The sequence below is a fragment of the Mesorhizobium sp. WSM4844 genome (genome assembly GCF_055811775.1).
The window spans coordinates 71593-95880 of the sequence record NZ_JBVVQB010000027.1 but is presented as its reverse complement, the minus strand read 5'-3'; the positions used below and the strand labels follow the sequence as shown (position 1 = coordinate 95880).

Here is a 24288-nt window from a genome sequence, read left to right as displayed (position 1 = left end):
CAATCGATCGCAGCCACGCCCTCAAGCTGGGTTGGCAAGGCTGAAGTCGAAGTTGCGATCCTTCCCACCCCCCTCTGTCCTGCCGGACATCTCCCCCGCATGGGGGGAGATCGGATGTCGCTGCGGACTTCGCCAATCACGAGCGCCCCCCGGCCAAAGCCAAATAAGCCTCAGGTCGGGCAGAGATCGGCTTTGCTGATCTTGATGAGCAAAACCATTCTGTGATTTGGCTGCAAACAAGGATTCCTGATCCTCTCCTGCAGCGTTATAAGTTTTTCGCAATTTTCTTATAACGCCGCTTGCGTCGCTCGAGATCATGCCGTTACGCGCGCGCCACTACAGGACCTGCTTGACCGCGGCTTCGAGCGATCTTTCAAACGCGTCGATCACCTGATCGACCTGGGGCTCGGTGATGATCAGCGGCGGGCAGAAGGCCAGTGCATCGCCCATGTTGCGCGAGATGACGCCGTTCTGCTGCATGAAACCGTTGACGAGCCCGCCCAGTGCGCCGGCCGTCTCCCACGGCGTCTTGTTCGCCTTGTCGCCGACCAGTTCGACCGCCGCGATCAGGCCGACGCCGCGCACCTCGCCGACAAGCGGGTGCGAAGCGAGCTTGCGCAGCCGCTTCTGCATATGCGCGCCGACCGTGCGCGCATTGCCGACGAGATCGCGCTCCTCGATCAGCTTCAGGTTCTCCAGCGCGACCGCCGCCGCAACGGGATGGCCGCCGCCGGTGAAGCCGTGGCCGAAGGTGCCGATGCGATTGCTTTCGTCGGCAATCGGCTCGAAAACCTTCTCGTTGATCAGCAAGGCCGAGATCGGCAGGTAGGACGAAGAGATCTGCTTCGACAGCACCATGATGTCGGGCCTGATGCCGAAGGTCTGCGAGCCGAACATTTCGCCGGTTCGGCCAAAGCCGCAGATCACCTCGTCGGCGACGAGCAGGATGTCGTATTTCGACAGCACCGCCTGGATCTTCTCCCAGTAGCCGGCCGGCGGCACGATGACGCCGCCAGCGCCCATGATCGGCTCGCCGAAGAAGGCAGCGATGGTTTCCGGTCCTTCGGCCAGGATCAGCTTTTCCAGATCGTCAGCAAGCCGGCTCGAAAACTCTGCTTCGCTCTCATTTGGCAGCGCCTCGCGCCAGTGATGCGGCGTCGAGGTGTGCAGCACATTGGCGATCGGCAGGTCGAAGGAAGTGTGGTTGTTGGGCAGCCCGGTCAGGCTCGCCGAGGCAATGGTGACGCCGTGATAGCCGCGAATGCGGCTGATGATCTTCTTGCGCGCAGGCTGGCCGAGCGCATTCGACCGGTACCAGATCATCTTCATGGCCGTATCGTTGGCCTCGGAGCCGGAATTGGTGAAGTACGCCTTGCTCATCGGCACAGGCGCCATCTGCACCAGCTTCTCGGCGAGATCGATCAGCGGCGAATGCGATTTGGAACCGAAGTCGTGATAGTAAGGCAGCCTGGACATCTGGCGCACCGCAGCGTCGACCAGCCGCTTCTCGGAGAAGCCGACCGCGACACTCCAAAGCCCGGCCATCGCCTCGATATAGCGGTTGCCGGCGAGATCCTCGACATAGATGCCGTCGCCCTTCTCGATGACCAGCGGCCCTGCCTCTTCATGCTTGCGGGCATTGGTGTAGCCGTGCATGTGGTAGCTGATGTCGCGGGCTTCGGGGGAATTCGGTCGAGCGTCCATGATGGCTCCTGTCCTGCATGCCGGGACGTGCGTCCTGCCGCCGTTCGGCGCGCGCATCGGCCTCTGGATTAATGCTGTCTGCTGCATCCGTTTCTTGTAAGGGTGTCAAGCCCATTTGGAAGGGCAGGCGGATGGACGGAAGACATGCAGAATTTCAGCTTCGGGGCTGCAGAACGCGGGAACCTGCGCCAAGCCGGCTGTGCGCAAGGCCAAGACTTGGTTCCCGAACGGCTCACCAGCAGGCACAACAACAAGGCTGAGGTGGCCTGATCGTGGACCACGTCGACTGCATCGTCGCCGGCGCCGGCGTCATCGGCCTCGCGATCGCGCGAGAGATGGCGCGGCGTGGCATGGACACCCTGATCCTCGAGGCCGAGAACGCCATCGGCACCGGGACCAGTTCGCGCAATTCCGAGGTCATCCATGCCGGCATCTACTATCCGGCCGGATCGCTGAAGGCCCGGCTCTGCGTGGCAGGCCGCGAAAGGCTCTACCGTTATTGCCAGGAGCGGGCGGTGCCGCATGCGCGCTGCGGCAAGCTCATCGTTGCAACAAATGCCGAACAGGAGCCGATGCTCGCTTCGATCCTGACCAATGCCGCTGCTTGCGGCGCGGGCGATTTGACGCCCTTGACCGCAGCAGAGGCGCGCAGGCTGGAGCCCAAGCTGCGCGGCACGGCCGCGCTTTTGTCTCCCGCCACCGGCATCATCGACAGCCACGCGCTGATGCTTGCGCTGCTGGGCGACGCCGAGGAGCACGGGGCGGCGCTCAGCCTCAACACCCGCATCGCCTCGGGCCGCATTGAAGGTGGACGCATCGTGCTCGACACGATCGACAGCACCAGCGGCGAGCGCTTTGAAATCGCCACCGCGCGCTTCGTCAACGCCGCCGGGCTTGGCGCCACGGCACTTGCCGGCTCGATTGACGGGTTCGACCAGCAATTCGTGCCAGAACTTCGCTACGCCAAGGGCAATTACTTTTCGGTCGCCGGCCAGGCGCCGTTCTCGCGGCTGGTCTATCCCGTGCCCGAACCCGGCGGGCTTGGCGTCCATCTGACGCTCGACCTCGACGGCGTCGCCCGCTTCGGGCCTGACGTCGAATGGACCGATCAACTCGACTATCGCGTCGATCCAATACGTGGCGAGCGCTTCTACGACGAGATCCGCAAATACTGGCCGGACCTGGCCGATGGCAGCCTGCAGCCGGCCTATAGCGGCATCCGGCCGAAACTCTCCGGTCCCGGCGAAGCCAATGCCGACTTCGTCATCCAGGACGCGGCGGTGCACGGCGTGGAGGGCCTGGTCAATCTGTTCGGCATCGAGAGCCCTGGCCTGACCTCAAGCCTGGCGATCGCCGACCATGTCGCGCAGCGCCTCGCGCCGAACGCAAACTAGCCGAGGCGACATCGAGCGAGCGCGCCCGCTGCCAAAAGCATAATCCAAAACGCCCGTAAGCTATCCGTAAGCCGGGGTCGCAGAACCTCGGTCCGTCGATCACCGGGGCCATCGATATGAAGATCCGTTTCGAAGCCATACCGAACCCAAGCTGCCGGTTCGAGATCTGGGACAATGAGACCGGCGAGCCTGTCGTCCATCACGATCGGCTGCTCACCTTCGCCTCGGCGAAATCGGCGGCAAGAATCGCCGACTTCCTCAACGACAGCCACCGGCGCCGCGCCGGCGCCGCCGAATGGCGCGTTGCGGATCGCGATCTCGGCTGGGGAGGATGATCGCCAGGCTGCTCCACCTTGCGATCAGCAATGGCGGAGCTTCCGCGGCTCGTCTTCCAACGAAACTTGGCGCAGGATCGAACGCTTTGCTACCGAGCGTCGGAGGAGTTTCGCCATGACCGATGAAGCAAGCCGCGAGCCGGCGCGTGATCCCCAGGATCTGGAGCGCCTGCTGATCTCCCGGCAGTGGGTGGGAGACATCGACGGCATGGCCGCGCTTTTTGAGCCGCATGCCGTCGTCGACAGCGGTGACGGGCGACTGACGCGTGGCCGCGAAGCGATCCGGGCACTCTTCGCCGACATCACCGCAATGGGCCGAAAATTTGCCGCCGGAAATCAGGCCCCGGCTGTTGTCAGCGGAGATCTGGCACTGACGTCAACCCGTCTTCCCGATGGCACCGTAACCACCGAGGTTGCCCGCCGCCAGGGCGACGGGACATGGCTGTGGGTCATCGATCGATTCTCCGTTGCGTAGCGTCGGCCCGGATGACCCCAGAAATCGATTTTCGCTGGGAATCATGCGCAAACCAAGTGCTCGCGCCTCCGGGCGTGCGGCCCTGTAGCGCAAAGGAGTGACTCCAGTACGGTTGTGGATTCGAAGTTCCTGAACGCCGATGCCGTCGATCGAGCAGGAACTTCAAATCTGTTTATGATGCATCAATGCTCCGTCTGCGAATGGTCGCCGCCCGGCTGCGAGATGCCGCCCAGCGCTTCGCCGGCCCATGCGGGTTCGCCATTCGTGGCGAGGTCGCCGAGCGAGACAATGCCAACCAGCCGCCGGTCGCGGCTGATCACCGGCATTCGCCGCACTTTGAGTTCGCGCATATTCTGAAGAACATCGCCGACTTCCTGGTCGTCATAGCAGCACTGTACCTCCGCGCTCATCACATCCCTGATCCTGGTGTCGGGACCTCTGCCCTCCGCGATGCCACGGACGGCAATGTCGCGGTCCGTGATCATGCCGACCAGCCGCTCATTCTCACCCACGGGCAGAACACCGGCGTCAAGATCGGCCATGACTCGTGCGGCATCCCGCAAGGACTGGTCCGGACTGGCGACCTGAACTTTCCGTGTCATGCACTCGCTGATTCTCATGGCTTTCTCCTCGAGCTGCAGCGCCCCGCCGATCCTGTGATGAAGGTGTGATCAGGGGAGAATGAACGCCTGTCGGAATCGTTCCATCGTTCGACCGCTCGCGCCAGGATAGGCTCCACCATGGCCATATCCGTGACGGACGGGAACCATAATCCGGGACAATGGTTGTGTGGTCACCAGGTGATCCTCCTCGAGCCAAACGAAAAACGGAAGGAACGATCATGCGCATGTTGACGACAATTGCCGCCCTTTCGGGATTGGCCTTGGCGCAGCCGATTCACGCGCAATCCACCGACCCGCAGCTTCCCCAGATCGCACCTCCGGCTCCGGAAGCCCTGCCCGATCCAAGCTTGCCCAACCAAACGCCTGACCAGGCCCTGCCTGATCAAGCCCTGCCGGATCAAGGTTTCACCGACCAGAATTTTACTGGCATTGCCATTGTCGCCCTCGAGGATTTGCCGCCGGAACTCAAGACGCAAGCCGAGGCCGTGATCACCCAGACCAGCGTTGAAGATCTGCTTACCCTGCAGAGCTCGATCGATGCCTCGCCACAGGCGGCATCGGTGCTGGCGGCGAACGGGCTGGACTCCTCGCAGGTTGTTGCCGCCAACATCGACGGCGACGGCATGCTGACTCTGATCATCCAGACAACCACGTGATTGGCGGGCACGTGATTGGCGGGCACCTGATCGGTGGTCCGGGCGTGGCGGGCCGGAGCACTCGGCTTCGGCCCTGAAACCCGGTACAGCGGAGCAGCGTCATGGTCGAAGCCGCAGTTCGCAACTTCACCCTCAACTTCGGACCGCAGCATCCCTCTGCTCACGGCGTGCTGCGGCTGGTGCTGGAACTGGACGGCGAGGTCGTCGATCGCGCCGATCCCCATATCGGCCTGCTCCACCGCGGCACCGAAAAACTGATCGAGTACAAGAACTATCTGCAGGCCCTGCCCTATTTCGACCGGCTCGACTATGTCGCGCCGATGAACCAGGAGCATGCGTTCTGCCTCGCCGCCGAGAAGTTGTTGGAAATCTCGGTCCCGAAGCGCGGACAGCTCATCCGTGTCCTGTTTTGCGAAATCGGCCGGCTCTTGTCGCATCTCCTCAACGTCACGACACAGGCCATGGATATCGGCGCGCTGACGCCGCCGCTCTGGGGTTTTGCCGAGCGCGAGAAGCTGATGGTGTTTTACGAGCGCGCCTCCGGCGCCCGCATGCATGCGAATTATTTCAGGGTCGGCGGGGTGCACCAGGACCTGCCTGAGAAGCTGCTGGACGATATCTGGGCTTTCTGCGATCCGTTCCTCAAGGTTTGCGGCAACCTCGACGAATTGCTCACCGAAAACCGTATCTTCAAGCAGCGCAACGTCGATGTCGGCGTAATCGGCCTCGACGACGCCTGGGCCTGGGGCTTCTCCGGCCCCATGGTGCGCGGATCGGGCGCGGCGTGGGACTTGCGCAAGGCACAGCCCTATGAATGCTACCCGGAGATGGATTTCGACATTCCCATCGGCAAGAACGGCGACTGTTACGACCGCTACCTCGTCCGCATGGAGGAAATGCGCCAGTCGGTGCGGATCATGAAGCAATGCCTGGAGAAACTGCGATCGCCCGAGGGCCAAGGGCCGGTGGCAATTCCGAACCACAAGATCACGCCGCCGCCGCGGGCGACGATGAAACGCTCGATGGAAGCGACGATCCACCATTTCAAGCTCTACACGGAGGGCGTTCGCGTGCCCGCCGGAGAAGTCTACGCCGCGGTGGAGGCGCCGAAGGGCGAGTTCGGCGTCTACCTGGTGTCAAATGGCAGCAATACTCCCTATCGGTGCAAGATCCGCGCGCCGTCCTTTGCCCATCTGCAGGCGATGGATTTTCTGTCGCGAGGGCACATGATCGCCGATGTCGCCGCGATCATCGGATCGCTCGATATCGTGTTCGGCGAGATCGATCGCTGACGAGGCGCGGGTGTTTCAGATTTCGAGCAGGGCGTAGGGACGGCCGGTCGGCTTCGCCACGTGCATGGCGACGTTATAGACCGGGGCGCCGCCGGGCGTGCGTCCTTCATAGACGCCGCGATGCGCGTGGCCATGCACCACGGCGCTGACCTTGAACCGATCGATCGTCTCCGCCAGCCGCGACGAGCCCAGGAACGGAAAAATCTCCAATGGCTCGCCGGCGACCGTCTCGACCACCGGAGCGTAGTGCAGGACGACGAGCGTGCGCTCGGTGCGAACCTGCCGCATCGCGTTTTCGAGCCGCATCGACTCGCTGACGCTTTCGGCGACCATCGCCTTGATCGCCGGCTCGCCGAAGGAGCCGAGCATGCGCGATCCAAAACCGCCAATGAACCCCTTCACGCCGACAAAGCCGACGTCCTTGATTTCCGTGGTCTGGCCGTCAAGAAGATGGACGCCCGCCTGCCGCAGGATGTGGGCGACGTCCTCGACCGCGCCGGATTCATAGTCATGGTTGCCGAGCACGGCGACGACCGGGATTGCGCAGGCGCGCAAATCCTCCGCAAGGATTTCGGCCTCACGCGGCTTGCCGAGATTGGTGAGGTCGCCAGTGAGCACGAGGACGTCCGCTTCGCGCGAGACCTCGCCGAAGAGATCACGGCAGGAGGCCTGCGCGTCTTCCCGCACATGCAGGTCGCCGACAGCCGCAATCCTCACGGTGCCGCCGTTCTCGACCTTTGCCGTAGCAGCCTTGTTCCTCTCAGCCATCGCGAAATTCTCCTGTTCCGCCGACGCCGGCAAAGCCCCATTCCTTGACGTCGATCTCGTAGTCGGTCGGCGAAAGCAGGCGCCCGCGGCAGATCTTCATTCGGGGCGTAGGCAGTTCCCTCTGCTTGGCGAGCCGGTCAAGCAATTCGTCGAGCAGCCAGGCGGGAACGTGATCGCGCTCGCTCGGATAGATCCATCGAAAATTCAGAAGCTGCATCAACAGCACCTCCCAGTGAACTTCGAGGTAGGAAAGCAGCCGGCGCCAGTCGATCTGATCCTGCGCCTTGAGGATGGTGTGAGCGATGTCGGCGCCGTCGTGGCGGCCCCTGTCCTGGATGAAGCATTTGGACCAGATAAGCTCGGTCGGACCGACGATCCGCACCTGACTGCCCAGCAGCTCGATCTGCCGTGCATGCTCCAGCCACTCGTCGCCGACGGGCATGGTGCCGTTCGCCGATGCGAAGATGACATCAAAGAAATGCGTGCTCTTGAAGACCTTGCCAAGCCACCGGTCGTCCACGATCTCGACCGCAAAACCGGCCTGCTTGAAATGGGCGAGGATGCGGGCAAAGTCGCCGGCCTTGCAGAAAATGTCGAGGTCTTTGGTCTGGCGCGTGACGCCCGTATAGGCGCTCACCGCGTAGGTGCCGGCGACAAGAAAGGGGATGTCCGTCGCGGCGAGTTCGCGGATCGCCTCTGTATAAAAGACCTCGGCCTCGGCGTGTTGAAGCGTCGGCGCCGCTTTCGGATCGATCGTCGGAACGGATGCCGGGATGGCGCCTCCCGTTGGAGAATCGTTGGTCATGAAATCGTGGCTCCGAGGCGCAGCAACCTGCAGCTGTCCGTCTTTAAACAAAGCCGCCGCCGCATGGTTCCGTTGCCGACTAATGCGTAAAATGTGACGGCGGAGCCTTTTTCCCCGCTGGTGAGTTGAAGGTATGAACAAACCAACTGCACGGAGGTGACCATGGAGGACGGGCGCAAGGCGGTTCGCGTCAGACTGAGGGGAAGGGTGCAAGGCGTCTCGTTTCGCGTGTGGACACGGACCGAGGCCGAGAGGCTCGGTCTGTCCGGATGGGTTCGCAATGAGGAGGATGGATCCGTAACCGCACTGATCGTCGGAGCCGACGGCGCGGTTTCGACCATGTTGGACCGGTTGTGGAAAGGGCCGACCGGAGCGTCGGTCTCCAGCGTGACATCCCACGACGTCGATGCCGGCCAGCAGCCGAACGGATTCAGGATCATCGGCTAGGAGTGTGTACAGGGCGCCCGCCGACTGAAATCCGCCCATCACTGTGGTATCGGGCCTATGGTTCAAGCTTCGCCGATGGCGGATCGCCGCCGAAACGGCCTATCCGCTCATCAACGACCACTGATGCGAGGCGTGGAAATCACTTCGCCGCCCCCATCACCCGAACATGCCGGCCCCCAACATAAATGCCGGCAGCGTGAATGCCCGTAGCGTCAATGCCCGAAGCGTCAGTGCATGAATATTCCTCGCAGCCAGGCGAAGAAACCAAACCTCTCAGACATTGCCGCGCGGACACGAGAGGCAGCCCACCGCGCTCGTATCGAGGCGCCGACATGGCAATGGCAGACGATTTCGTGCAGCTGCCAGTCGGTCAGTTCGAAGAAGCGCTTGGCTTCACCGTAAGTGTCATCTCTCAAGCCTTGCGCGCGAAAGATCGGGTCCTCGAAGGCAACCGTGAGAGGCGAGTCGTTGTAACGCATTTTCTCGCGTATCTCAGGGGACTTGTATTCTGTGCCGGTCAACGCTTCGAGACGTCGATCGGGATTTTTTTCCAGCAGTTTCGCCCAACGTTCGAGACGCTGGCTTCGAGTCGCTACGAGGTCTGTTGCTTCAGCGTGAACGTCGGCAACGGTATGCAGTTGGTCAAGTGTTTGGTGCTTCACGGCCGCCTCCTATTCAGCAGGTGAGTTCGTCCCACCCTGAAATGGAAATTATGGCGCTCCACGACGCCGGCAAGGCCCTCATGCGCGGACCAATCGATCACTTTTCTGGACAGCCCCGTCCGGCCACCAATGCCGATGCCTGCGGGAACATCGGAGGCTCGCGTCGGAACCATAGGCATGCGTGGTCGTTCTGCGTGCGTCAGCCCGAGCGAAAACCGATCGAAACGGGTGGCTTCAAAAATCCCAGCCGACGTCGGTGACCCGCCAAGGCAGAGTGCGAGCGGAAGGAAATCACACCATGGCCATTCTTCCCACTCCCGAACCAACGCCCACTCCCGCGCCCACACCGCCGCCGTTTCCTGAACCGAAGCCGGTGCGTGAGCCGGACCCGGACAGACTTCCCGACGAAGCTCCTGTCCCCAATCCGGATGAAAATGATGCGCCGCTGAAAATCGGCCCCAAAAATCCCGGCATTTGACGGAGCGGAGACGCTCGTTTCAGATCGGCCAGTCCCGCATGGATGCCGGATGGCGTCAGCGCATTGGCTCACTGAGCGGCCAGCATGCGGGCTGCGGTCGCCGTCGTCTCGGTGCTGTCAGTGGCGATCAGGTGCGGAAAATGACGACGGAAATGCTCATCGTCGCGGACATCGCATCAGATCGAGCGCTGCGGCGAAGCGAACTCGGATGCCTGCCTTAGATGCTGGCGCAGCAGCGCCTCGGCCCATTCGATCTCGCCCGCCTCGACGGCATCGAGGATGGCCAGATGTTCCCGGCAGGACTGCTCGATGCGTTCCGCCGGCAGTTCCTCGAAACCCGCCGACTCCTGCAACCGGCGCAGATTGTTCTGCTGGCGCACCGCATCCGCCAGGAACCGGTTGCCGGAACAGGCCGCAAGCCCTTCGTGAAAGGATGCGTTGATCCGGAACCATTCGTCGCCGCCGATCAGCGTCTTGCCCGTCGACACGATCGCCAGGATGCGCTGGTGAGCGCGGCGGACCGGCGCCAGCTGCTGAGGATCCGCATTGAACATGGGCGACCGCAGCGCCGCGCATTCGACGGCCGTCCGGAATTCATAGCTTTCCCGGTAGGCGTCCTCGCCGACCAGTGTGTCGGCAAAACGCCAGCCATGCCCCGGCAGGCGCTGCACCAGCCCTTCGGCGGCAAAGCGGAGCAAAAGCTTGCGCACGACGCCGCGCGACACCTGATAGCGCGGCATCAGTTCCGCCTCGGACACCTCCTGCGGCAGCTGGCCGAGCGCGCGCTCGCGCATCATCCTGCGGTAAAGCTCCTCGAGCGGTGAACTGGGCAGGATATCCTCAGGGTCGAGGTCGGCGACCTCGCGCGCCAATTGCAGTCCCCTCGTCTCGAAGGGACTCAAGATGCCCTGGGCGACCAGCAGCTCCAACGCTGCGCTGATCGGAGAACGCGAGACGCCGAAGGTGCGGGCAAGGTCGGGCACCGAGACGCGGGTTCCAACCGTCCAGCCCGAATCCCTGATCCGCTCCAGGATCCGCCGTGCCAGATCTATCTGCAGCGGACTGGCCGCCTCGCCGCGCGCCGGCCGGTCGATGATCGTTTCATTCATAGGCACTTCCTCAGGCGTTCGCATCTTCGCATTATAGATATGCGCCACGCAGTTCGAACTGGCAATCTATCGAATTTTCCTGCTTTTCATTCAATCAAAATGCATTAGTATCCGAACTCAACGAGTTGAGGCTTCCCTTGATGACAACAGTCGCACCTTTTCCGCTTGTCGAGATCGAAGGAGCGCCGAAAGCGCGCGGCATGGCCTATGGCGAACAGGCGCGCGGTCGCATCGGCGCTTCGGCGGCGCTCTACGCCGGGCAACTCGACCGGTTCGGCTTCGGGCGGGACGATGTCGCGCGGTTTTCCGAAATCTTCCTGCCTCGCTTGCGGCAATGGGCGCCCGATCTCGTCGAGGAAATGCAAGGGATCGCGTCAGGCGCCAATCTCGACCTGTCCTCGATCGTCCTGGTCAATGCGCGTACCGAAATCCTGCAGCTCGCCCGGCGCGAGAAGGGCATTTCCGACGACGAGCCCGACGGCTGCACGGGCGCTGTGATTTTGCCGGAGGCAACCCGCAACGGCAGGCTCATCCATGGCCAGAACTGGGACTGGAAGGCCGAATGCGCCGAGACCTCGGTGGTGCTGCGCATCCGGCGAACGGACGGGCCGGACCTCCTCACCTTCACCGAAGCCGGCGGACTGGCGCGCAGCGGCTTCAACGCGGCCGGCATCGGCATCACCGCGAACTATCTCGAATCGGACCGCGACTACCGCGACATCGGAATTCCGCTGCCCTTCATCCGGCGCCGGGCGCTTGAAGCGCAGCATTTCGCCGACGCCATCAAGGTGGTGGCGACGACACCGAAATCCGGCTCCAACAACATGATGCTCAGCACCGCCGAGGGCTTCACGGTCGATTTCGAATGCGCGCCGGACGAGGCCTTCGCCATCTATCCGGACGACGACATGATCGTCCACGCCAATCACTGGCAGAGCCCGGTGGCGTTGTCGAAGCTGCGCGAAACCGGGCTTCGCGACGTGCCGGACAGTCTCTACCGGGACCACCGCGTGCGCCGTCGCCTGTCGGCGCGGCATGGGGACGTCACGATCGACGATTTGAAGGAAGCCCTGTTCGACGATTTCGCTTCGCCGTTCAGCGTCTGTCGTCCGCGGATCAGAAAGAAAGGCGGCAACCTCTCGGCGACGGTGGCGATGATCGTCTTCGAACCAGCCGCCGGCGTCATGGAGATCGCACCGTTGCCGGCCGAGAACCGCGAATTCACCCGCTACGAACTTACCCTCGACGACGAGGTCCGCGAGCGCGCCGAGAAGGCGATGCCGGCACGGGGGAGACCTTCGATATCACAGGAGAAACGATGGTCCGCTTTGTCCTGACCCGCATCGCCAGCGCCATACCGACCCTGATCCTGGTGTCGGTTGCGGTCTTCGTGATGATGCGCTTCATCCCGGGTGATCCTGCGACGCTGATGCTGGGAGACCTCGCACAGCCCGGACAGGTCGAAGCCATGCGGCATCAGATGGGGCTCGACCAGCCTGTGGTGGTGCAATATCTGATCTGGGCCGGCAACGTCCTTACAGGCGATTTCGGGCGCTCGATCGGCAGCGGGCAAGAGGTGCTGCCGCTGATCCTCGACCGCTTCGCCGTCTCCTCGATCATCGTCCTCCTGGCCGTGCTTGTCGCCTCCGCCATCGCCGTGCCGGCCGGCATGCTGGCCGCCTGGAGACAGGACAGTCTTGGCGACATCACCGTCGTCGCCACCTCGACCATCCTGCTCTCGATCCCCAGTTTCTGGCTGGGTCTGATGCTGATGCTGATCTTCGGCCTCTATCTCGGCTGGCTGCCGATTGTCGGCTACGTGCCCTTCAGCCGCGACTTCGCGCAAGCCGCTCTCTATGTGATCCTGCCCGTGGTCACCCTGGTGCTCGTCGAGTCCGGCCCGATCGCGCGCATGGCCAGGGCCAGCACGATCGAGGTGGCGCGGCTGGAATACATCACCCATGCGCGGGCAAAGGGACTTTCCGAAAGCGCTGTGATGTGGCGCCATGCTTTCAAGAACGCCTTCGCGCCCACCTTGACCCTGATCGGCCTGGTGCTCGGCAGCCTGCTTTCCAGCATCGTCGTCATCGAGACCGTCTTCACCATTCCCGGCCTCGGCCGGCTGCTGGTCGACGCCATCTATGCCCGCGACTATCCGGTGATTCAGGGAACGATGCTGTTCATCGCCTTCATCTATGTCGTGGTCAACCTTCTCGTCGACCTCGTCTATCCGCTGCTCGATCCGAGGGTCGCCGCATGATCGCCCGTGCGCTCGGCCGGCCCGGCCTGAAATTCAATGCGACCTTCGGGATCGCCGTCACCGGGGCATTGATCCTTCTGGCTGTGTTCGGCCCGTGGATCGCGCCCTACGATCCGCTCAAGCTTGATCTGCCGTCGCGGCTCAGCGGGCCGTCGCCCCAGCACCTGCTCGGCGCCGACGAGTTCGGGCGCGACGTGCTCAGCCGCCTCGCCAGCGGCGCGCGGACCAGCGCCTGGATCGCTTTTGCGACAGTCGCCTTCGCCTTGATCCTCGGCATCGTGTTCGGCGTTCTCGCCGGTTTCCTGCGCGGCTGGGTCGATCGCGTCGTCATGATGGTCAACGACGCCTTCCTCGCCTTCCCCGGCCTGCTTCTGGCGCTCGGCCTGATGGCGGTGATCGGCGCCAGCCGCGAGGGTACCATCGTTGCGCTCGGGCTTGCCTACATGCCGATCGTGGTGCGCGTGGTGCGGGCCTCGGTGATGTCCATTCGCGAGCGGGAATATGTCGAGGCCTCGCGGGTGATGGGCAACAGCGAGATCATCACCATGGCGCGGCACGTGCTTCCCAACTGCGTCGCCCCGATCATCGTGCTCGCCACCACCATGTTCGGCTGGATCATCCTGTCGGAGAGCGCGCTGAGCTTTCTTGGACTGGGCGTCCCACCTCCAGCGCCGAGCTGGGGCAACATGCTGTCGACGGCTCGGCCCTATATCGGCCAGGCGCCGCATCTGATCATCCTGCCGGGTCTCTGCATCTCGATCACGCTGCTCGGCATCAACATGCTGGGCGACGCGGTGCGAGACTGGCTCGACCCGAAAATGTAGGTCCTGGAAACATGCTCGTGCCGACCGCGGACAACAACACGATGCTTTCAGTGCGCAATCTGTCGATCTCGGTCGGGCCATCGGGAAAGCGGATCGTCGACGGGCTGAATTTCGACCTCGCCCCCAGTGACATGCTGGCGCTGGTCGGCGAATCCGGTTCGGGCAAGACGATGGCGGCCCGCTCGATCGTGAGCTTGCTCCCTGCCCCGCTGGTCACGACGCCGGACAGCAGCATCCACTTCGAAGGACAAGAGCTCACCGGCCTCGCTCCAAAGGCGCTGCGCCAGATACGCGGTGCGCGGATCGGCATGGTTTTCCAGGAGCCGATGGTCTCGCTCAATCCCGCCGTCACCATCGGCGAGCAGATGGCGGAGGGTCTGCGCCTGCATAGCGCCATGTCGCGCGCTGAGATAAAGGACCGCTCGCTGGCAATGCTGGAGAGGATCCAGATCAAGGATCCCGGCAAATGCCTTGCGGCCTATCCGCACGAATTCTCCGGCGGCATGCGCCAACGCATCATGCTCGCATCGGTCATGCTGCTCAAGCCGCGCCTGCTGATCGCCGACGAGCCGACCACCGCGCTCGACACGCTGGTGCAGCGCGACGTGCTTGACCTGATGGTCGAGCTGACGCGGGAGAACGGAACCGCCGTCCTGCTGATCAGCCACGACCTCGGCATGGTGTCGCACTATGTGAACAACGTGACGGTGATGTGCGAAGGCAAGGCGGTCGAACAGGGAAGCCGCACCCAGGTGCTTCACGCACCGCAGCATGATTACACGAAGCGGTTGGTGGATGCGCTTCCCAAGCGCAGCGCCGGCGGATCGAGAAAAACCGTCGACGGCCCGCCCCTGGTCGAGATCAGCAATGTCGTCATCGACTATCCGGGCCGTCCCAGGCTGTTTGGGCGCGCGCCGCCGAAGCGCGCCGTCGACGGCGTCGACCTGACCATCCGGCGCGGCGAAACCCTGGCGCTGGTCGGCGCGTCGGGCTCCGGCAAGACGACCCTCGGGCGCGCCATTGTCGGTCTCGTCAGGCCGGCCAGTGGTACGATCTCGTTTCTTGGCACGGCGATTGCAAACGATCGATCCGCTGACGCGCGTGCGCAGCGTCGTGACATGCAGATCGTCTTCCAGGACCCCTATTCGTCGCTCGATCCTCGCCAGTCGATTGCCGAGATCATCACCGAGCCGCTGAAGCTCGACACCGAATTGGACCGCAAGCGGCGGACCGCGCGCATGGATGAGGTCATCGAGGAAGTGGGGCTGACGCGCGACCTTCTCGAGCGTTTCCCGCATCAGCTTTCGGGCGGCCAGCGCCAGCGCGTCGCGATCGCCCGGGCGATCGTCAGACGACCGGCCTTCGTCGTCGCCGACGAGCCGGTCTCGGCGCTCGACATGACGGTGCAGAAACAGATCCTGCTTCTGATCCGGTCGTTGCAGGAACGCTACGGGTTCGCCTGCCTGTTCGTCTCGCATGATCTGGGTGCGGTGGAGCAGGTTGCCGATCGGGTCGCCGTCATGCAGGACGGAAGGATTGTCGAGATCGGCGACCGCGACGACGTCTTCGATCGACCGCGCCACGCCTACACACGCGCCCTTCTCGATGCGGCGATGCTGATCGATCGCCATTTCGCCGATGGCGCGGGCGCACGCAAGGCAGTGGCTCGATGAGGACGGCATGGCTCGTCGCCGCATCATGACAGCGTTTGGCCGTATCACGGAGATCTGGCGATACCCCATCAGTTCGATGGGCGGCGAACGGCTGGACGGGACCGAGCTTGCGGAGGGCGGGATTCCGGGCGATCGGATCTGGGGCATCATCGACCGGCGCGACGGCGCTGTTGCCGCGCCGGAGAAGCGAAAACACTGGCGACCGCTGCCCAACCTTGTTGCAAGGCTGAAGGGTGACCGGCCGGAAATCGGCTTGGACGGCTCCTGGATCGATGCCGGCTCCAGCCTCGCAGGCGAGCTGGTTTCGGCCTTCCTCGATTTCCCGGCGGCGCTGCACCCACATGTCCGCTTCGGCTCGGAAGCCCGGGATCATATCGCGCCACGCTATCAGCGCGCCGACATCCACATCGTCACATCTGCCTCGATGAACAGGCTTGCCGGCCTGCTTGAGGATCCTTCGCAAGTGGATTCCAGGCGGTTCCGGCCCAACATCGTGTTGAAACCGACGCTTCGCGGGAGGGTTTCGTCGAGCAGCAGATCATCGGGAAAGTGCTGTCGATCGGCAAGGCACGGATCGTGATCTCGGAACCGTGCGCGCGCTGCACCTTCACGGCGCTGGCGCAAGGCGATCTCGCCTTCGAGCCGGCAGTGCTGCAAACCATAGCGCGCCATGGCGAAGACGGCTTCGGCGCGCTCTGCCAAATCATCGAACCGGGCAAGATCAGGCTGGGCGACCAGGTCACCTTGAACGAAGCCTGAACCTTTATCAAGCTTTCGACGCCGGACGGCGGCACGTCGTGACGATAGTGGTGAACATTCAACGCTTGGTGCCGGGGGCGAATACAGCTCACGACCACTTTTCTCCCCTCCGCGGGAGAGTCCGAAGGGGAAGTGGTGACCCGAAGCAGACGGTCGTGATGCCATAAAAGATGTCGGCCTCGCGCCGATCTCGGACGCTGCGATCGGTTTGGCCGCTTCCTGAAGTCGACGTCCCAGCGACCACAGTGACAGCCGCGGTTGTGCCCAATTGTGGACCTTGGCAAAATCACCGCCTTGAAGATCAGCCTAACCATCATCGGAGCATTGCCATGATGAGCTCGGACCAGAGACCAGCGTCAGCCTAGCGAACTGCCCCCTCCCTGCGCAATTTCGAGCGCCTTTACGCTAAGTCGGAAGCCGTCTACTATTCAGCTGAAGGCAGGGTCTTAGACATGGACCGCAAGCTTGCTGCCATTCTGGCTGCTGATGTGGTCGGCTATTCCGCTCAAATGGAGCGTGATGAAGCGGGGACTTTTGCACGGCTGAAAGCTGGTCGCGCAGAGCTTTTCGAACCAGAGATTGCGCGGCACCACGGTCGCATTTTCAAGCTCATGGGCGACGGCTTGCTGGCCGAGTTTGCCAGCGTGGTCGATGCGGTGGAATGTGCAGTCTCGCTGCAGCGTGGCCTAACCGAGCGCAATGCGTCGCTTCCCGAGGCCGAGCAGATCTTGGTCAGGATCGGAATAAATCTTGGCGAGGTGATAATCGACGGTGACGACCGTTACGGCGACGGGGTCAATATTGCCGCCCGCCTCCAACAATTGGCGGAGTCCGGCGGCATCTGTGTCTCCGGGAAGGTGGCCAAGGAGGTCGAGAAGAAGCTTGCCTTCGGTTTCGAACCTTTGGGCGAGAAGAAGGTCAAGAATGTCACCGAACCTGTGCAGGTTTTCCGCATAACACTGGAAAAACAGGGCATCCGCCATCGCTCAATACGGTCTTCTCCGCGCTGGGCGCTAGCGGGGATGGCGGTGGCCGTGGCCCTTCTGCTTGCCGCCGCAGCGGCTTGGCAATTCTGGCCGGCGGCACCAGTGAGTGCTAGGCCATCGGTGGCTGTGCTGCCATTTGATAATTATGGGGGCGACGACGCTACTGGAAGGCTGGCCGACGGCCTAACAGAGGACATCATCACCGATCTTGCGCGCTTCCCGGAATTGGAGGTGGTGGCGCGCAATTCGACGGAAGCCTACAAGGGCAAGCCAGTGGATGCCCGCGAGGTCGCCAAAGCGCTCCATGTCGGCTATGTGCTCGAAGGTTCGATCCAGCGCCAGGGCAGTCGCGTGCGGATCACCGCGCAGTTGATCGACGCGCAATCCGGCAACCATCTGTGGTCGGAGCGCTGGGACCGGCCCACCGAAGATGTGTTCGCCGTCCAGACCGAGATATCCGAACAGGTCACCAACCGGCTCGGCGGCGGCGCGGGGCTGATCCAGGAAGCGGGGCGGGCCGCGGCCAAACGCAAGTCGCCAGAAAACCTGAACGCCTATGAGCTATATCTGCTTGGCACCGAGAAGCTTGAGCGGATCACCAAAGCGGACATTGAAGAGGCCATCAAGCTCCTCAATCGCGCCGTCGAGTTGGATCCCGGGCTCGCCCGCGCCTGGGTCGAACTTTACCACTCTCACTCTCTGTTGGCGAACTTCGGCGTCAATCCCGAGAAGGGAGCAGCGGCGGCTGCCGATGCAGCCGAACGCGCCGTGCGGCTCGATCCGAGGGACGCGGAAGCTCACGCCGTGCTCGGCATGAGCTTGGGCGAGCGGGGCGACCTCTCGCGTGCCAAAGCTGAGCTGGACACGGCCGTGCGCCTTGCCCCCGGTTCGGCAGAAATCTTGACCTTCTACGCCAGCTGGGCGGCGTCCTTCGGCGAACCAGAACGTGGCGCGGAATTGGTTGATCGGGTGATCCGGCTCGATCCGAACTATCCGATGTGGACCTCAGGCCCGTTCTCCTATGCTTACTATATGGTCGGCCGATATGACGATGCGTTGAAGATGCTGGAAGGCCTGACACCTGACAACTACAACCAATGGAGGTGGATGGTGCGCAGCGGTTCGCTCGCAGGCGCAGGCCGGATAGAAGAGGCGCAAGCCTCGGTTAAGGAGGCGCTCAAGCGGCACCCGGATATGACCGTCGAGGGTATCGTCAACACGCCGGGGATCAGTGCCGTAGAGCGAGAGCGCTTGCTGGAAACCTTGCTGCCGGCTGGTTTTCCGCCTTGCGCCTCCGACGACCAACTGGCTAAGATGACCGATCCAAAACGTCTTTCTGAGTGCCTGAAGTAGCCCATCAGCGAGCTTCCCTGACGACCGAAATAGCTCGTGTCGCAGTGGCGTAAATTTCAGATGTATCTGCTCAACACCGCTACCGGCCCATTGCCGTCATGTCCGAAGTGTGTCTGATTGGCCGCTTCTGGCGCTGGTTGCTCGTTCTGATTGCGAAGGTACCTTCAATCGAAAGATCGGAGAGCAACACGCCTCCGATCTTTTGGCGACAGGAGAACCGCCGGCCTATTCGCTTTTCCAGACACCCCATACATGGGGGTTTGCCGCGGGCCATACCGAATAGCCCTTTACTTTCGGCGACACGGCATCGAGGGACGGCTCGTAATAGAGGCCAAGGATCGGCACATCCTTTGCCATGAGTGCATGAAGCTGCTTGAACAGTGCCTTGCGTTGCCCGGCGTCGGTCGTGGCCATCGACTTCGTGTAGAGATCGAGGGCCTCCTTGCTGTCCCACTGCGCCGTCGGGTCGGTCGCCTTGTCGCCATGTTACTCAGCCCGCTTGGGCGCGGTGAACGTCCATAGGGGGCGATGCTGACGTCGCGACTTTGCCAAGCTGGAAGACCTCCGTCGCCTCGCCGCGGCCGCGCAGCCGGTGCTTGCCCGCCGGGATCCTTTCGAACCTTTCGTCGAGCCGTGACGCGGTCTCGCCGGAAATGGCGATTGCGGCGGTGGCGCCCGGTTCGAGCTGCTTGCCGAGGTCCTGCAGCCGCTGGCTGACGTTCACGGTGTCGCCGACGATCGTATAGTTGACGCGGTCGGATGCGCCGATATTGCCGACGATGACGGAGCCCGTGTGGATGCCGATGCGGACATGAAGCGGAGGCCGGCCTTCGCCAGCCGCTTCCAGATTGTCCTTGTCCAGCTCCTCGCGGATGGCCGCGGCTGCGCGGACGGCCGCGGCGGCATGGCCCTTCAGACGATCCGGCGCGCCGAAGAACGCCAGCATGCCGTCGCCCAGGAACTTGTCGACAGTACCGCCATGTGCATCGACCGCGCCGCACAGGATCGCGAAGTGGTGGTTCAGCAGCCTGGCCGCGGCGGCGGCGTCCATCTGCTCCGACAGCGTGGTGAAGCCGGCGATGTCGGTGAACATGACGGTGACGACCGCTTCGCGCGGTTCGGCGATGCCGATCTCTCCGGTGCGCACCAGCTTGGCCACCAGCGAGCGCGGAATATAGGTCGAGAATGCACGCAGACCGATCAGCATGGCATTGAAGGCCGAAGCCTGGTTGTCCAACTCCAGCACCCTGCTGCGCGGCAGGGGGGTCACGCCGTCGAGATCGAAATCGGCGACGCGCGTGGCCTGGCCGGCAATCGCCTGGATCGGGCGCGACAGGCGCTTGCCGAGAAGAATCGCGACGATGACCGCCACCGCCATCGCGCCAAGTCCAAGCATGGCCGATCCCATGACGCGCTCGATTTCGTCACCGATCTGACTGGTCTTGAAATATGCGCCGAGCGTCCAGGGCCGGTCGCCATAGCCGGTGATCTCACGGGTAATAGCGACGTAAGTGTTCTCTCCGTCCCATGACGTCGAACCGTCCTTGTCGTCAACCTGGATTTCGGCAACCTCGATTTCGCGGGTACGCTGCGTGCTGAACTCCGCTTCCGGTTTGCGCGCCTCATATCCGGCGAGAACCGGATCGCCGAAATTGGCGAGCGGCGTCAGCGGCAGGATGCCGTTCTTCAGCGCATCCGGGGAAGCCAGCCGCTGGTCCGCCAGGATGGATCCGTCGCCATCCAGAATGAAGGCATGCGTGCCGAAGCGCGACGACAGTTCCTGCGTGATTTTGGACAAGTTCTGCAGTTCCACCGCGGCGATCACCCAGGCCTTCGTGGCGCCATCGCGTGACAGCGGCGCCGAGACGTTGGCGAACAAGCCATATTCGTTGGCCACGAAGGCGCCCCACCGGCGTCCGTCGACCTGTTGGCGCTCTTCAAGAACGGCGCGCACTTGCGGCGATTTCTCGGTCTCGGCGGGGAGTTTCCGGATCGTTCCGGCAGGATATTTGGCGTCGTTGTCCCCGGTCACCGCCGCCCCCCTGCAAATCAGGTCGGGTGTGCAGATCAACATTGCGTTCACCCCCGGCGCTGCCGCCAGCGCACTGGCAAGTGCCGCCGACATCGCCTCGTCGTCGATCTGGAACTCGCCCTGCTTGTAGAGCTGCGCGACGCCGTCCACGGCGCTCTCGGCGCGCCCCATCTCGGCGCGCAGCAAATCCTCCATCGCATCGATCAGGAGCGTCGACTGGGCGCCGAGCAGGTCGAAAGTGTTGCGAAGGTTGGCGCCGACCGACAATGCGAGCACGCCGCCGACCGACAGGAGCACCAGGCTGCCGAAACTCATCGCCATGATGACTGCAATGGGGATGCGACGCCGCTTCTTTTCGGGGCGGACCAGACGCACTGGTTGTGCGGACGTGCTCATGCCGCCAACGTCATAATGCGCCACCGCATTGCAAGCCCGGTGACGGCTTTAAGGAGAGGACGCGCCGAAGCATTCGCACCAATGTGGCGCCGATGTTTCCAGCGCCGATGATTCCGATCCTCATAGGGGTGTTCCTTTCGTAAATATGGAAGAGCGCCCGTCTCAGTCGCGGACGCGGGCGCCTTGAAGATGCGCCCCTTTCTCGCGCAGTGTCGAGAGTGTCAACTCCCGGAAAGGCGCATGCACGACATGATCGTCGCCGCCATGCAGGAGAACCGGGCGATCATCAAGGCGCATATCGAGCGAATGGTGACGATCTTTGAGCCGATCATTCGCGAGGGGACCGAGGCGGGCGAACTCAAGGTCGAGGACCGGCAGAGGCGGCCTGTGCGGTCAACACCGCGTTCACGCCGTTCTTCCACCCGATTCCGATCGAGCACTGCGTTCAACACGGCGAAGACACCGACGCGGCAGGTACCAACCGTCAGGTTTTCACCACCAGGTACCTTCAAGCGAAAGATCGGAGGGCGACACGCCTCCGATCTTTCGGTGACAAGAGAACCGCCGGCCTATTCGCTTTTCCAGACACCCCATACATGGGGGTTTGCCGCGGGCCATACCGAATAGCCCTTTACTTTCGGCGACACGGCATCGAGGGACGGCTCGTAATAGAGGCCAAGGATCGGCACATCCTTTGCCATGAGTGCATGAAGCTGCTTGAACAGTGCCTTGCGTTGCCCGGCGTCGGTCGTGGCCATCGACTTCGTGTAGAGATCGAGGGCCTCCTTGCTGTCCCACTGCGCCGTCGGGTCGGTCGCCTTGTCGCCAAGGATGACGCCATACATCAGCGACGGATCGAGACGAGCCGAATAGCCAAAGGACTGGATCTGGAATTTGCCGACAAGGTAGTTGTCGAGCTGTGCCGCCCAATCCAGCACTTCGAGCTGGGCGTTGAAGCCCGCGGCCGTCAACATCGCCTGCAGCAGCACGGCGTTCTCGTACATGCCCTGGTAGCGGGTGTTGGTCTGGATCTTGATCGGCTCGCCCTTGTAACCGGCTTCGTCCAGCAGGGCCTTGGCCTTGACCGGGTCGTATTCCGGCCATTTGAGGAAATCGTCGTCGAAGAACGAGCTCGCCTGGGCGACGGCCGACGGACCTCCCGTGGCGGCAGCGCTGGTGCTGGCGGCGGCGATCTGGTTGATGTCGGCGGCATGCGCCAGCGCCTCGCGTATTTTGACGTTCGACAGCAACGGGTCCTTGGTCTGCAGCAGGATCACCGTCCACGACAGGCCTTGCGTCGACAGCACCGTCATGCCGCGCGACTTGGCTTCCTCGGCACGCGATGATTCAAGATCGGGCAGGACATCGAGTTCGCCGGCAAACAGCGCGGTTTCCGCCGCCGCCGTGTCGGGGATGACCATGAAGCGCACCTCGTCGACATAAGCCTCACGGCTGCCGGCAAAGCCGCTCGGCGCCTCCTTCACCGGCTTGTAGTCTGCAAAGCGCTCAAGCACCAAATACTGGCCCTTGACCCATTCCTTCAGCGTGAACGGGCCGCTGCCGATGGCGGAATCGGCGAGCCACTTGCCGTCGGCGCCGACATTCTTCGGGCTGGCGACCCAGCCATTGCATTGGACACTGGCGAGTTGCGCCAGAAAGAGCGCATTCGGCGCCTTGAGCGTGAAGACCACGGTGCGTGGATCAGGCGTCGCCACTTGCTCGACCTTGAGGCCCTGGCTGCCGTCGAAGAAGGGAATGCAGAACCACTGATTGGCCGGGTCCATGCGGCGGTCCCAGTTCCATTTGACGTCGGACGAGGTCACGGCGTCGCCATTGTGGAAAACCGCGCCGTCACGCAACGTGAAGGCATAGGTCTTGCCGTCGTCCGATACCGTCCAGGATTCGGCCAATGCCGGGCCCACCGTGAGATCGGCGCGATAAGCCACCAGCGTCTCAAAGATATGGTGCAGCACGGTGTCGGTGTTTGCGTCGCGATTAAGACCGTCGGTGGCGCGGATGTCTGCGTTGATGCGGACCTTGAGCGTGCCGCCGGTTTTCGGCTGCTCCTGCGCCATCGCCGGCAGTGCACAAATCATCACCGCGATTGTCGCCAGCACCTGAAACAATCGTCTTCCCATCATCAATCCTGTTCCCATTTTTTATCTCCAGTTTGACCGCAGTTTTTCAGGCGGGCGCCGCATTCAATGTCCGCGCAAAGAACTCCTTGACCTTGGCGATGAGCGCGCCGTCGTTGTGAGCGATGCCAGGCACGACATCCAACTGCACCTCGACGCCATGTCTCTCCAGGCTGCCCTTCAACGATCTGATCCGGTCGTTGCGGGTCGCGCCGGCGAGATCGACGCCGGGCATCCACCAGTCATCCTCCGGCTTGATGGTGATCTCCCAGGTTTGGAGATCGTCACCACCGATCACCATCTGCACGGCGACCTCGCGCATGGCGTCGAGGTCGATGGCCTTGCCGAACACTTTCTCGAAGTCGCGCACCCCGACCCAGAAATCGTGATCGAAGTCGAGCAGGGTCACGACGCCCGGCGCACCGATCGATGCCGCCAGCAGACGTTCGGGATGGAGGAACAGGAAACGATGGGTGAAATGGCCGCCGCCGGAGAAGCCGTACATCAGCACGCGGTCGCCGCGGATGCGATAGCGCTCGCGCATCTCCTCGACCATGTCGAGCAGCACGGCATCGTAATGCAGGTCGCCCTGGCGCAGCATCTTGTAAGAGGAAAGGTCGCCCGGAAAACAGATATTCGCCGGGAACAGCGGGGCGAGCACGATCACGCCGTTCTGTTCGGCGAAGTCGGCGAAGGCGTCCCGGTAGGCGAGCATGCCTCGCTCGGTGCCATGCACGATCACCGCCAGCGGATAGGTCTTGTCGCTGTCCTCGTCATAGTCGTCGGGGACATAGGCGCAATAGGGGAAGCGCTGGTCGAAGCGGGAGGCGTACACCGTCGTGTGCCCGAAATCGTAATAGGACAGGCGCTTGCCATGTCCGCTGACGTTGCGCATCGAATTTTCCCTGATCTCAATCTCATTCTTTCATCATTTTGTGTGACTGAAAAGCATTTGTTCATCCACATCGTCAGGAAAGTACGTATTTTACATCGCGTAACGCCTGACATCATCGGCAAGCGTGAGAAGCTATCCGGGCCGTCGCGCGTCAAGTCCAGCCGAGCGGCACGACCAACGACATCGTGAAGTTGTGCAGGTTGACTCGGTTGTCTGCTCGCCTAACT

General features: G+C 62.8%; 26 protein-coding genes. 16 read left to right on the top strand and 10 right to left on the bottom strand.

Annotated features, from left to right (window positions below; genetic code table 11):
* Positions 1–336: 336 nt before the first annotated feature.
* Positions 337–1704: an aspartate aminotransferase family protein gene (locus tag AC0L2A_RS21095; protein ID WP_473610467.1), complete on the bottom strand. Its 1368-nt coding sequence runs from the start codon at positions 1702–1704 to the stop codon at positions 337–339.
* Between the two features lie 272 nt (positions 1705–1976).
* Here AC0L2A_RS21095 and AC0L2A_RS21090 point away from each other — a divergent pair, with 272 nt between their 5' ends.
* The 3 genes from AC0L2A_RS21090 to AC0L2A_RS21080 all read left to right on the top strand — a co-directional run bounded on the left by AC0L2A_RS21090 (position 1977) and on the right by AC0L2A_RS21080 (position 3908).
* Entirely contained in the window at positions 1977–3098 is a 1122-nt protein-coding gene (locus AC0L2A_RS21090) for an NAD(P)/FAD-dependent oxidoreductase (protein WP_473610466.1), read from the top strand.
* A 116-nt stretch (positions 3099–3214) separates the two neighbouring features.
* Positions 3215–3433, top strand: a complete 219-nt coding sequence (locus tag AC0L2A_RS21085; protein ID WP_473510416.1) for a hypothetical protein — start codon at positions 3215–3217, stop codon at positions 3431–3433.
* A 115-nt stretch (positions 3434–3548) separates the two neighbouring features.
* The gene (locus AC0L2A_RS21080; protein ID WP_473610464.1) at positions 3549–3908 is read left to right on the top strand and encodes a YybH family protein; all 360 of its coding nucleotides are present in this window, start codon (positions 3549–3551) and stop codon (positions 3906–3908) included.
* A gap of 182 nt (positions 3909–4090) precedes the next feature.
* Here AC0L2A_RS21080 and AC0L2A_RS21075 read toward each other — a convergent pair whose 3' ends face one another.
* Complete coding sequence (locus AC0L2A_RS21075; RefSeq protein ID WP_473610463.1) at positions 4091–4528, bottom strand: CBS domain-containing protein; 438 nt, start codon at positions 4526–4528, stop codon at positions 4091–4093.
* 221 nt (positions 4529–4749) lie between these two features.
* On the opposite strand from AC0L2A_RS21075, the gene AC0L2A_RS21070 reads away from it, so the two are divergent.
* Both AC0L2A_RS21070 and AC0L2A_RS21065 read left to right on the top strand, forming a co-directional pair.
* Complete coding sequence (locus AC0L2A_RS21070) at positions 4750–5187, top strand: hypothetical protein (protein ID WP_027151427.1); 438 nt, start codon at positions 4750–4752, stop codon at positions 5185–5187.
* Between the two features lie 101 nt (positions 5188–5288).
* Complete coding sequence (locus tag AC0L2A_RS21065; protein ID WP_473610462.1) at positions 5289–6479, top strand: NADH-quinone oxidoreductase subunit D; 1191 nt, start codon at positions 5289–5291, stop codon at positions 6477–6479.
* Between the two features lie 15 nt (positions 6480–6494).
* Here the strand turns inward: AC0L2A_RS21065 and AC0L2A_RS21060 are convergent, their stop codons facing one another.
* Together AC0L2A_RS21060 and AC0L2A_RS21055 are read right to left on the bottom strand one after the other, a co-directional pair.
* Entirely contained in the window at positions 6495–7247 is a 753-nt protein-coding gene (locus AC0L2A_RS21060; RefSeq protein WP_473515591.1) for a metallophosphoesterase family protein, read from the bottom strand.
* Positions 7240–8052: a nucleotidyltransferase family protein gene (locus AC0L2A_RS21055; RefSeq protein ID WP_473510410.1), complete on the bottom strand. Its 813-nt coding sequence runs from the start codon at positions 8050–8052 to the stop codon at positions 7240–7242. Before AC0L2A_RS21055 ends, AC0L2A_RS21060 begins: the two co-directional genes overlap by 8 nt.
* A gap of 162 nt (positions 8053–8214) precedes the next feature.
* Here AC0L2A_RS21055 and AC0L2A_RS21050 point away from each other — a divergent pair, with 162 nt between their 5' ends.
* Entirely contained in the window at positions 8215–8499 is a 285-nt protein-coding gene (locus tag AC0L2A_RS21050; RefSeq protein WP_473610460.1) for an acylphosphatase, read from the top strand.
* A gap of 227 nt (positions 8500–8726) precedes the next feature.
* Here AC0L2A_RS21050 and AC0L2A_RS21045 read toward each other — a convergent pair whose 3' ends face one another.
* Positions 8727–9161, bottom strand: a complete 435-nt coding sequence (locus AC0L2A_RS21045) for a hypothetical protein (protein ID WP_091600354.1) — start codon at positions 9159–9161, stop codon at positions 8727–8729.
* Positions 9162–9459: 298 nt separating this feature from the next.
* Between AC0L2A_RS21045 and AC0L2A_RS21040 the strand changes: the two genes are divergently transcribed.
* Positions 9460–9639, top strand: coding sequence for a hypothetical protein (locus AC0L2A_RS21040; protein WP_077374092.1), 180 nt, complete (start codon positions 9460–9462; stop codon positions 9637–9639).
* A 176-nt stretch (positions 9640–9815) separates the two neighbouring features.
* On the opposite strand, the gene AC0L2A_RS21035 is transcribed toward AC0L2A_RS21040, so the two are convergent.
* Positions 9816–10748, bottom strand: coding sequence for a GntR family transcriptional regulator (locus tag AC0L2A_RS21035; protein WP_236377224.1), 933 nt, complete (start codon positions 10746–10748; stop codon positions 9816–9818).
* 140 nt (positions 10749–10888) lie between these two features.
* On the opposite strand from AC0L2A_RS21035, the gene AC0L2A_RS21030 reads away from it, so the two are divergent.
* The 7 genes from AC0L2A_RS21030 to AC0L2A_RS21000 all read left to right on the top strand — a co-directional run bounded on the left by AC0L2A_RS21030 (position 10889) and on the right by AC0L2A_RS21000 (position 18603).
* Positions 10889–12085 carry a C45 family autoproteolytic acyltransferase/hydolase gene (locus AC0L2A_RS21030; protein WP_473610459.1) on the top strand — a complete coding sequence of 399 codons (1197 nt, stop codon included), beginning with the start codon at positions 10889–10891 and terminating at the stop codon, positions 12083–12085.
* Positions 12067–13008 (top strand): ABC transporter permease, encoded by a 942-nt coding sequence (locus tag AC0L2A_RS21025; RefSeq protein WP_091600351.1) that lies wholly within the window; start codon positions 12067–12069, stop codon positions 13006–13008. Before AC0L2A_RS21030 ends, AC0L2A_RS21025 begins: the two co-directional genes overlap by 19 nt.
* Entirely contained in the window at positions 13005–13832 is an 828-nt protein-coding gene (locus tag AC0L2A_RS21020) for an ABC transporter permease (RefSeq protein WP_473610457.1), read from the top strand. Before AC0L2A_RS21025 ends, AC0L2A_RS21020 begins: the two co-directional genes overlap by 4 nt.
* Positions 13833–13873: 41 nt before the next feature.
* Positions 13874–15505, top strand: a complete 1632-nt coding sequence (locus AC0L2A_RS21015) for an ABC transporter ATP-binding protein (RefSeq protein WP_473610470.1) — start codon at positions 13874–13876, stop codon at positions 15503–15505.
* A gap of 7 nt (positions 15506–15512) precedes the next feature.
* Positions 15513–16085: an MOSC N-terminal beta barrel domain-containing protein gene (locus AC0L2A_RS21010; RefSeq protein WP_473610456.1), complete on the top strand. Its 573-nt coding sequence runs from the start codon at positions 15513–15515 to the stop codon at positions 16083–16085.
* Positions 16082–16264 carry an MOSC domain-containing protein gene (locus AC0L2A_RS21005; RefSeq protein WP_473610455.1) on the top strand — a complete coding sequence of 61 codons (183 nt, stop codon included), beginning with the start codon at positions 16082–16084 and terminating at the stop codon, positions 16262–16264. Before AC0L2A_RS21010 ends, AC0L2A_RS21005 begins: the two co-directional genes overlap by 4 nt.
* A gap of 452 nt (positions 16265–16716) precedes the next feature.
* Positions 16717–18603 carry an adenylate/guanylate cyclase domain-containing protein gene (locus AC0L2A_RS21000; RefSeq protein ID WP_473610453.1) on the top strand — a complete coding sequence of 629 codons (1887 nt, stop codon included), beginning with the start codon at positions 16717–16719 and terminating at the stop codon, positions 18601–18603.
* Positions 18604–18828: 225 nt separating this feature from the next.
* On the opposite strand, the gene AC0L2A_RS20995 is transcribed toward AC0L2A_RS21000, so the two are convergent.
* Positions 18829–19017, bottom strand: a complete 189-nt coding sequence (locus tag AC0L2A_RS20995) for a hypothetical protein (protein WP_473490721.1) — start codon at positions 19015–19017, stop codon at positions 18829–18831.
* A gap of 76 nt (positions 19018–19093) precedes the next feature.
* Positions 19094–21031, bottom strand: a complete 1938-nt coding sequence (locus tag AC0L2A_RS20990; RefSeq protein WP_473610452.1) for an adenylate/guanylate cyclase domain-containing protein — start codon at positions 21029–21031, stop codon at positions 19094–19096.
* Between the two features lie 249 nt (positions 21032–21280).
* Between AC0L2A_RS20990 and AC0L2A_RS20985 the strand changes: the two genes are divergently transcribed.
* Positions 21281–21658 carry a hypothetical protein gene (locus tag AC0L2A_RS20985; protein ID WP_473610450.1) on the top strand — a complete coding sequence of 126 codons (378 nt, stop codon included), beginning with the start codon at positions 21281–21283 and terminating at the stop codon, positions 21656–21658.
* On the opposite strand, the gene AC0L2A_RS20980 is transcribed toward AC0L2A_RS20985, so the two are convergent.
* Positions 21601–23187, bottom strand: coding sequence for an ABC transporter substrate-binding protein (locus AC0L2A_RS20980; protein WP_473610449.1), 1587 nt, complete (start codon positions 23185–23187; stop codon positions 21601–21603). The two genes, AC0L2A_RS20985 and AC0L2A_RS20980, sit on opposite strands and share 58 nt — an antisense overlap.
* A 28-nt stretch (positions 23188–23215) precedes the next feature.
* The gene (locus AC0L2A_RS20975) at positions 23216–24061 is read right to left on the bottom strand and encodes an alpha/beta hydrolase (protein ID WP_473610448.1); all 846 of its coding nucleotides are present in this window, start codon (positions 24059–24061) and stop codon (positions 23216–23218) included.
* Here AC0L2A_RS20975 and AC0L2A_RS20970 point away from each other — a divergent pair.
* Positions 24041–24250 carry a hypothetical protein gene (locus AC0L2A_RS20970; protein ID WP_473610446.1) on the top strand — a complete coding sequence of 70 codons (210 nt, stop codon included), beginning with the start codon at positions 24041–24043 and terminating at the stop codon, positions 24248–24250. The two genes, AC0L2A_RS20975 and AC0L2A_RS20970, sit on opposite strands and share 21 nt — an antisense overlap.
* The last annotated feature ends 38 nt before the right edge of the window (positions 24251–24288 follow it).